General features: G+C 41.5%; 7 protein-coding genes and 1 pseudogene. 2 read left to right on the top strand and 6 right to left on the bottom strand.

From position 1 onward, the window contains the following. Window positions 1–1155, bottom strand: a 1155-nt coding sequence (malQ, locus tag AC075L_RS17760) for a 4-alpha-glucanotransferase (RefSeq protein ID WP_476387979.1), incomplete at its 3' end; no start/stop codon positions are given. 534 nt (window positions 1156–1689) lie between these two features. Between malQ and AC075L_RS17765 the strand changes: the two genes are divergently transcribed. Then, on the top strand, window positions 1690–4065 hold the full coding sequence (locus tag AC075L_RS17765; RefSeq protein ID WP_008706824.1) for a phosphoketolase family protein: 2376 nt from the start codon (window positions 1690–1692) through the stop codon (window positions 4063–4065). Between the two features lie 86 nt (window positions 4066–4151). Here AC075L_RS17765 and AC075L_RS17770 read toward each other — a convergent pair whose 3' ends face one another. After that, on the bottom strand, window positions 4152–5054 hold the full coding sequence (locus AC075L_RS17770) for a LysR family transcriptional regulator (protein WP_008706826.1): 903 nt from the start codon (window positions 5052–5054) through the stop codon (window positions 4152–4154). A gap of 377 nt (window positions 5055–5431) precedes the next feature. Between AC075L_RS17770 and AC075L_RS17775 the strand changes: the two genes are divergently transcribed. Beyond that, complete coding sequence (locus AC075L_RS17775) at window positions 5432–7090, top strand: glycoside hydrolase family 13 protein (protein WP_118408727.1); 1659 nt, start codon at window positions 5432–5434, stop codon at window positions 7088–7090. Window positions 7091–7272: 182 nt separating this feature from the next. On the opposite strand, the gene AC075L_RS17780 is transcribed toward AC075L_RS17775, so the two are convergent. The 4 genes and pseudogenes from AC075L_RS17780 to AC075L_RS17795 form a co-directional block, all read right to left on the bottom strand. After that, the gene (locus AC075L_RS17780; protein ID WP_118341562.1) at window positions 7273–8175 is read right to left on the bottom strand and encodes a hypothetical protein; all 903 of its coding nucleotides are present in this window, start codon (window positions 8173–8175) and stop codon (window positions 7273–7275) included. Then, window positions 8172–8819 (bottom strand): P-loop NTPase family protein, encoded by a 648-nt coding sequence (locus AC075L_RS17785; RefSeq protein WP_476387980.1) that lies wholly within the window; start codon window positions 8817–8819, stop codon window positions 8172–8174. Before AC075L_RS17785 ends, AC075L_RS17780 begins: the two co-directional genes overlap by 4 nt. Window positions 8820–8859: 40 nt before the next feature. Beyond that, complete coding sequence (locus tag AC075L_RS17790; RefSeq protein WP_476387981.1) at window positions 8860–9036, bottom strand: AAA family ATPase; 177 nt, start codon at window positions 9034–9036, stop codon at window positions 8860–8862. Further along, window positions 9033–9220, bottom strand: a pseudogene (locus tag AC075L_RS17795) (ABC transporter ATP-binding protein); the annotation flags it as partial. The gene AC075L_RS17790 and the pseudogene AC075L_RS17795, both read right to left, overlap by 4 nt.

Genomic DNA, 9220 nt, shown 5'->3' on the forward strand with positions numbered 1-9220 from the left:
CGGATAGTTATGTGGCAGATAATCACTGGCACATCCGGAATCTCTGGAGTCAAACGCAAATTCCAGAACCTTCATTCCCGGGAAGCCGCTCTCATATACCAGATGACGTACGGAATCTGTCATATATCCCAAGTCCTCTGCAATAACCTGCTTCCATCCAAGCGCCTGTTCGATCTTACGGAACAGATCAATTCCGGGACCCTTTTCCCAGTGTCCGCCTCTTGCATCTTTATCTCCGTATGGAATAGAGAAATATTCATCAAATCCACGGAAATGATCGATTCGCACAACATCATACAGTCTGAAGCAATAACTCATTCTGGAAATCCACCACTGATATCCTGTATTTCTGTGATAATCCCAGCGATATAACGGATTTCCCCATAACTGACCGGTTGCAGAAAATCCATCCGGAGGGCATCCTGCTACTGCCAGTGGTACATTATCCTGATCCAGCTGGAACAGCTCCGGATGCGCCCATGCATCAGCACTGTCCATTGCAACATAAATCGGAATATCTCCAATGATCTGGATTCCTTTTGAATTTGCATAGGATTTCAGTTTCATCCACTGCTCATAGAACTTAAACTGCATATACTGCTGGAATTCAATATCAAAATAGAGTTCTTCACGATAATAATCCATGGCATTGTTCCAGCGGAGTCTGATATCCTCAGCCCATTTGGTCCATTCTACACCTTCGAAACGGTCTTTTACTGCCATAAACAGAGCATAATCTGACAGCCACCAGCTGTTCTCTGCTACGAATTTCTGATAGTCAGGATTCTTGCTGATATCACTGTTCTCGTATGCTTTTCTCAGAAGAGGATAACGGCCTTTGTAGATTTTTTCATAATCTACCTCATCAGGCTTCTTTCCCCAGTTAACTTTCTCGCAGTCTTTCTTATCAAGAACTCCTTCTTCCACAAGTGTATCCAGATCAATAAAATATGGATTACCTGCAAATGTAGAGAAAGACTGATATGGAGAATCTCCATAGCTGGTCGGTCCCAATGGCAGAATCTGCCAGTAAGTCTGTCCGGCTTCCTTTAACCAGTCTACAAATTCATATGCACTTTTGGAAAAACATCCGATGCCATAGTCTGATGGAAGACTGCTGATCGGCATTAATATTCCTGCTGCTCTTTTTCCCATGATTCTTGTCTCCTTCGCCATTCTTCACTTTTACCGCCTATACTTTATCTAGTACATATAAGCAGTTTTTCTATACCTTATGCGCAATTGTTTTTTTTATTATATCTATTTTTTGTGCAAATTGCAATACAACTTTCATGTTATCCATTTTTTCGTGAAAATTACTAATCATTGCTTAGTTCTTTTCGTCATCTTCCATATTAAACACCAATCATTTCCACTCAGAGAATTGTCGTCAAGCGGATATTCACAATCTGCTTCGCTACGCAGCTCTATACCGAATAACTGCTCCGCATTTTATCAGAAGGAGCTTATTTTTTATCCATATCAAAAACTTATAATTACAATGCAATATTTCTATTTTACGTTTCATTTCTGATATGATAGGATGTGTTCGGTTAAAAAATAACAAAGTAACACTCCAACTTATCTGTTGAGAAACGTTTATCATTAACTACCATCAGAAAATTTCTTATACAGATATCTTCGACATCTTAAACTATACACATCAAAGACAAAGAAAGAGGTAAGAAAATGGAAGACAACAAATTATGTCTGGAAAAGCAGCCTTTAAACCAGGAAATGCTTGACAAAATCGATGCTTACTGGCGTGCAGCTAACTATCTGTCTGCCGGACAGCTCTATCTTCTCGACAATCCGCTTCTGAGAGAGCCATTAACTATGGATCAGATCAAGAAAAAAATTGTTGGTCACTGGGGAACTGTACCGGGACAGAACTTCGTTTATGCACACTGCAACCGTGTCATCAAACGTTATGACCTTGATATGATCCTGCTTTCCGGTCCTGGACATGGCGGAAACTTCATGATTGCCAACACCTATCTGGAAGGTTCTTACAGCGAAGTTTATCCTAACATCAGCCAGGATGAGGAAGGTATGAAGAAAATGTTCAAACAGTTCTCCTTCCCATGCGGAGTCCCAAGCCACTGCGCACCGGAAACACCTGGTTCCATTAATGAAGGTGGCGAGCTTGGTTACTCCATCGCTCATGCTTTCGGAGCTGTATTTGACAACCCGGATCTGATTGCAACTACTGTTGTAGGTGATGGTGAAGCTGAGACTGGTCCTCTGGCGACATCCTGGCAGTCCAACAAATTCCTGAACCCGATCACAGACGGTGCTGTACTTCCTATTCTTCACTTAAATGGATATAAGATCAGCAACCCGACTATCTTCTCCCGTCTTTCTCATGAAGAACTTGAATGCTTCTTCAAGGGCTGTGGCTGGAAACCATATTTCGTTGAAGGTGACGACCCAATGACAATGCACAAGAAGATGGCTGAAACAATGGACACAGTGATCGAAGAAATCAAAGCGATCCAGAAGAACGCCCGTGAGAACAATAATCCTGAACGTCCGGTATGGCCAATGATCATCCTTCGTACTCCTAAGGGATGGACAGGTCCTAAGGTTGTTGACGGACTTCAGATTGAAGGTTCTTTCCGTGCTCATCAGGTTCCGATCACTATGGAAAAACCGGAACATCTTGAACTTCTGAAGGAGTGGCTGGAAAGCTATCGTCCTCAGGAACTGTTTGATAAAAACGGACGCCTGATCCCGGAACTGGCTGAACTGGCTCCTAAGGGAAATGCACGTCTCGGTGCCAACCCACATGCAAATGGCGGACTTCTTCTGAAAGATCTTCGTCTTCCGGACTTCCGCGATTACGGTATTGAAGTACAGCCTGGCAAAACAAAAGCTCAGGATATGATCGAACTTGGCGGATACATCCGCGACATCTTCAAACTGAATGAAGAAAACAAGAACTTCCGTATCTTTGGACCAGATGAAAGCATGTCCAACCGTCTGTACAAAGTATTTGAATATCAGAAACGTGACTGGAACGCAGAAATGCTTGATACTGATGACTGCCTCGCAAGAGACGGACGTATTATGGACAGTATGCTCAGTGAGCATATGTGTGAAGGATGGCTGGAAGGTTACCTGTTAACAGGTCGTCATGGCTTCTTCGCAAGCTATGAAGCTTTCATCCGTATCGTTGACTCCATGGCAGCCCAGCATGCAAAATGGCTGAAAGTTTGCAATCAGCTTTCCTGGAGACAGCCTATCGCATCCCTGAACTTCATCCTGACATCCAACGTATGGCAGCAGGACCACAACGGATTTACTCATCAGGATCCTGGATTCCTGGATCACATTGCCAATAAGAAAGCAGACGTAGTTCGTATGTACTTACCACCGGACGCTAACTGCTTACTCTCCTGCTTCGATCACTGCATCAAGAGTAAGAACTATGTCAATGCAATTGTAGCTTCCAAACATCCAAGCTGCCAGTGGCTGACCATGGAGCAGGCTGTTAAGCACTGCACACAGGGTATCGGTATCTGGGAGTGGGCAAGCAATGACTGTGGTGAAGAACCAGACGTTGTTATGGCCTGCTGCGGTGATACACCTACACTTGAGATCATGGCTGCAGTTACTATCCTTCGTGATGAAATGCCGGAACTTAAGATCCGTGTTGTTAACGTTGTCGACCTGTTCAAACTGGAATCTGACCACAAACATCCACACGGCTTAAGTGACGCAGAATATGATGCAATCTTCACAAAAGATAAACCTGTCATCTTTGCATTCCATGGATATCCAACACTGATCCATGAGCTTACTTATGAGCGTCACAACCACAATATCTCTGTTCACGGATATCAGGAAGAAGGTACTATTACTACACCATTCGATATGCGTGTACAGAACCAGATCGACCGTTTCAACCTTGTAAAGGATGCCATCATGCATCTTCCACAGCTTGGAAACAAAGGTTCCTTCTTAATCCAGAAGATGAATGACAAGCTTGTTGAGCACAAACAGTATATTGCTGAATATGGCCAGGATCTGGAAGAGATTCGAAACTGGGAGTGGCATAAATAAATCCGTCTAACAGATGATAAATTCCTTATAAATATAATAAGTCATCAGGATTCACATCATGTGGATTTCCTGATGACTTTTCTATTTCAGCGGTTCTGTTCTTTCCGTTCTGCCAAAAACTTCTGGAATGCTTTAGATGCAATACTTTGAGGATATTCTGTATCATGGATCAGAATAATGCTTCTCTCCGGAAGTGTTTCATTTACATCTATCTCAAAAACCTTTCCGGATTCCAGATCATCTCCGGCAAATTCTCCTGGCAGGAATCCGATTCCCATATTATACCGTACTGCCGGGAGAATCATATCTGTAGTCGCCAGCTCTACATCCGGCGAAAACTGCAGTCCATTTTTTGAAAAATACTCATTCAAAAATCTCCTGCTGATTGCCTCGGAAGTCAGGCTGATCCATGGATAGGCTGAAAGTTCCTCCAACGAAGTCTTCCTCCCCTTCAGCTCCGCAAAACGACTGCCTCCGATCAGAATTTCCCTATACTTTCGCACTACTTTCATTTTCAGTGGCTCTGCTAACTGTAAAGAAGCAGATACAACTGCAAGATCTACTTTACCCTCTTTTAAGGCATTTACAGAATCTGTAGTGCTGTTATTAAGAATTTTAAAATGCACATTCGGGTATTGAATATTAAAGTCTCTGACTGCCTCGAACAAATAACAGTGCAATGCTGTCTCTGTTGCACTGATATAAATGGTCCCGTTCTCAAGGCTGATCAGATTATTAAGATTATCCTCGGCTTTGAAAAACTGAGCACAGCCTGCTGCTACATACTGATAGAAAATCTTTCCCTCAGGAGTCAGTTTCATGCCACTTTTGCTTCTGGTAAACAGTCTGCACCCTAATATATTTTCCAGATTATGTATCGTCCTGGTCACAGCCGGCTGGCTGGTCTTTAATACTGATGCTGCCTTTGTCAGATTCTCATATTTTGATACGTAATAAAAAACTTTATAATATTCAAAATTTGCGTTCATTCTGTTCTCCGTCTTTCATTGTCTTATGTACAGTAACATATTTTACGCGCCTATTCTATCACAATTCTTTTTTCTGTACAATCTGATATGTCCAGAGTGTGTATTACTGTTTACTTCGTTATGTTACTGTTCACTCCGTTCACAGTAACGTATCCAAAATTCATTCCAGATTGCCTGCGGCAATGGAATTTTGGCTTGTATGTCTCGGGATTTTGGCATATTCATGCCAAAACACCTCGCGGGATAGTGGAATGTGAACAGTAACACGTGTGTTACTATTATCAAAAATAATCTCATTTTCTTCATTGCGTTTTTTTGCACAATACAATATAATAATTTCAGAGTTTATTTATGCAAAAAGACGAAAGGATGTACATATGAAACACAAAAAAGACTGGTATAAAGATCTGGTGATCTACCAGATTTACCCAAGAAGTTTTAAAGATGGCAACAATGATGGAATCGGTGATCTGAAGGGAATGATTGAGAAGCTGGATTATCTGAAGGAGCTTGGCATCAATGCAGTATGGATGTCTCCTGTCTATGCTTCTCCGAATGTGGATAACGGTTACGATATTTCTGATTACTTCGCGATCATGGAAGAATTCGGAACTATGGAAGACTGGGATGCTTTCCGCGACGGTGCGCATGAACGAGGTATCGCCATTATCATGGATCTGGTTCTGAACCATTCTTCAGATAAACATAAATGGTTCCGGGAATCAAAGAAATCCCGCAATAATCCTTACAGTGATTACTATATCTGGCGTGATCCTGCACCGGACGGAGGCGCACCCAACTGCTGGATGTCCGTATTTGGCGGAAGCGCCTGGGAATATATTCCTGAACGTGGACAATACTATCTCCATTTCTTTGCTAAAGAACAACCGGATCTGAACTGGGATAATCCGGAAACTAAAGAGAAAATTTTTGATATTATCCGTTTCTGGAATGAGAAAGGTGTTGACGGATATCGCATTGATGCCATCAGTTATCTTGACAAAGGACTGGACGGACGTGCAGATATGAATGAACCCATTGGTACTGTAGCGTGTGTAAATCTGGAGGGAACCCACCGCTACATCCGTGAAATGGTTGCAGAAACAATGACTCCCGACAATCTGATGAGTGTAGGAGAAGTTAATATCAACAATGAACAGGATGCCATCAACTATTCCAGCGCAGCAAGCAAAGAATTTAACATGGCTATTCCATTTGTCCCTCCGATTGTTGAAATCCAGACATGGTCACCAGAGAAAATGAAACGTGATCTTAAGAAAGATTATGAAATCCTGAAAAAAGACGGATGGTGGGCAAGATTTTTAAGTAATCACGACAAACCGCGTCAGGTTTCCCTTTACGGAAATGACAGAGAATTCTGGTCAGAATCTGCAAAAATGCTGGCATGTTATCTGCACACGCTTCCCGGTACCCCCTTTGTTTTCCAGGGCGAAGAATTGGGAATGACCAATGTTGCCTTCCCATCTATCGATGATTACGATGATATCGATACCCGCAATTACTATAAAACCATGATCGAACAGGGAGCTTCTCCTGAAGAAGCACTGGCAGAATCCAGAAGTATCAGCCGTGATAATGCAAGAACTCCTATGCAGTGGAACGACAGTCCAAACGGCGGATTTTCTGAGCATACTCCGTGGCTGGGTGTCAATCCAAACTACAAACTCATTAACGCAGAAAGCCAGATGAATGATGACTGTTCTGTTTTCAGATTCTACCAGAATCTCATCGCACTGCGTAAGAAACATCCGGTAATGGCTCATGGAGATTTCAAACTCTGCTGCCCGGAAGATGGTCCGATAATTGCCTATACCAGAAGTTATCAGGATGAAACATGGCTGGCAGTGCATAATTTCTCTGCATCCATGCAGAAATTCCATTATGGCGCTGAAGATATTGAATTACCGTGCAACACTCCAATAATCGTTTCCAATTACGGCGAAAACGAAGTTGAATACGGAATTGGAACACTTGTACTCAAACCTTACGAAACCGTAGTATTCCAGTTACATTAAGCAATTTCATCAATACAGACAGTAAAAAGCAGAACCATTGGACAACTATCCCTCAATGGTTCTGCTGCTTCTACAGCACATCATCCTCTACACCCTCTAGTCAAACGGATATTCGCAATCCGCTTCGCTACTTGCTCATAACCAAGTCAGCTTTCTTAACTCCCGTCAAAGAGATTTCTATTTTATCTGTATTTGTCTTCCGGAATATAATAAACTTCCTTTCCTGCCTTTCTGAGATTATCTGCAATCTTATCCAAATTAATTCCTGTAAATCTTGGTATTGCTGCTTCCAACAGGTAAAGCGGTCTCTTTTGTGGAAATTTTTGTTCTATTTCCTTTGAAATCTGAATAATGTTTCCCTGACTTAGAACATAGTCAGTAAATCTTGTGTTCCATACATTTTTCAGGTTATTGATTGGCAAACGTTTCAGAGAGCTGGTGCAGCCGCCCGGGGTAAATAGTAAGATATCACATTCTTTATGTGCAAGATTCCTGATTTCCTGTATAAAATAGGGTTCTTGAATTTCAGATGGTTTGACTGCATGCATATTTCTGTTTGTATTTATTTTTTTACATAACGATTCCTCTGATTCCATACTTTCCAGACTATGAGACTTCTTTTCATTTAACTCATCAATTTCAATATTCCATCTGTCAAAAATCATTTTCAATTCTTCTAATGGTGTAGCCAGTCTTTTTACAAGTGGTCCTCTGTACAGAATTTCCACTGGTACTTTACATTGAATTTTCTTTTTTTCTCTTTGAAAATCCCACATTGTCAGAACTTCCATACAGGAAGAATATATAATCACTCCTCTAATTCCTTCTGTATTTGCTGCCAGCTCTACTGCCTCCCATATTTTCTTTCCCTGTTTTCCCAGACTGTACTCTACAGAAGATATTTGACAAAGAAATAAACGATCCAATGAATTGATTCTTGCCGCTGAATCATACAGGCCTATCAGACACGCAGGAGTGCCGGCTGCTACAAGTGCGATTCCCGGGACTTTCAGAATTTTTTCCGGTAGCGTTTCCATTGAACAGGTATCCTCATCCAATGTTCTCTCAATTTCAAAGCCTCTCATAATTTCTCCAATTTCCTGCTTAGTTCCATACCAAATTTTTCTATCTCATCTACATTTAATGGAATAGGAAGTGCTTCCTCTGCTTTATTTTGTGATCTGCTTACGCTTCTCTCATCTGTCCTGCATATATCTTCTGAAAGTCTGCAAAACGCTTTCCAATTTTCACTGTCTGAAGCTGACATATTCTGAGTATAAATCTCTTTTCTGAAATCAGCCAACTTCAGTTCTTTACTTTCTCTGATAATTGCTGCCATTCTTCCTTTGACCCGGTTTGTAAACTCCTCTGCTATACATTCTTCTTCCTGCTCGCGAATATGATTAAATACAAAGCCTCCCAGCAGATTTCTTTCATCTGAATAGCTCACAACACCTTTTAATATATTATTTGCAGCATATAAAGACATAAAATCCGCAGAAGATACAATATAAACTCTATCTACATATCCCTGTCTCATTGGCACGGAAAATCCGCCACATACCACATCTCCCAGAACATCATAAATAATTACATCCCAGTCTTCCTCAAGCACTCCGATACGTTCCAGTTCTTTCATGGCAGTAATGATTCCCATACCTGCACATCCGTTTCCAGCTTCCGGACCACCGGATTCCACACACCAGACACCGGATTCTGATCTGTACACCAGATCCTCTCTCTCCGGATAATCTTTTTCTTCAAGTACCTCAAGAACTGTTTATTATCCGTTCTTTACACAAAAGTCTGGTAGAATCTGCCTTGGGGTCACATCCTATATGCAGAACCTTTTTCCCCTGCATAGCCAGTAATGCAGATACATTAGAAGCAATCGTTGATTTCCCAATCCCACCTTTACCATAAAAAGCAACTCTTCTGGTTTTCATTGTTCTGCTACCACACAAACCTTTCTTCCAACTTCTGGAATATATACAATTCGGGTTTTTACCTGATAAAGTTCCTCAAGTTTCTTTTCTGTAATAATTTCTTCTGTCTTTCCTACTTTCAATGTTCCATCCCTGCCAAGAATAGCTGTTTTTCCGCCTATCATCATTGCATGATCTGGCATAT

Source organism: Blautia sp. ZXY-1-B12 (assembly GCF_056339915.1).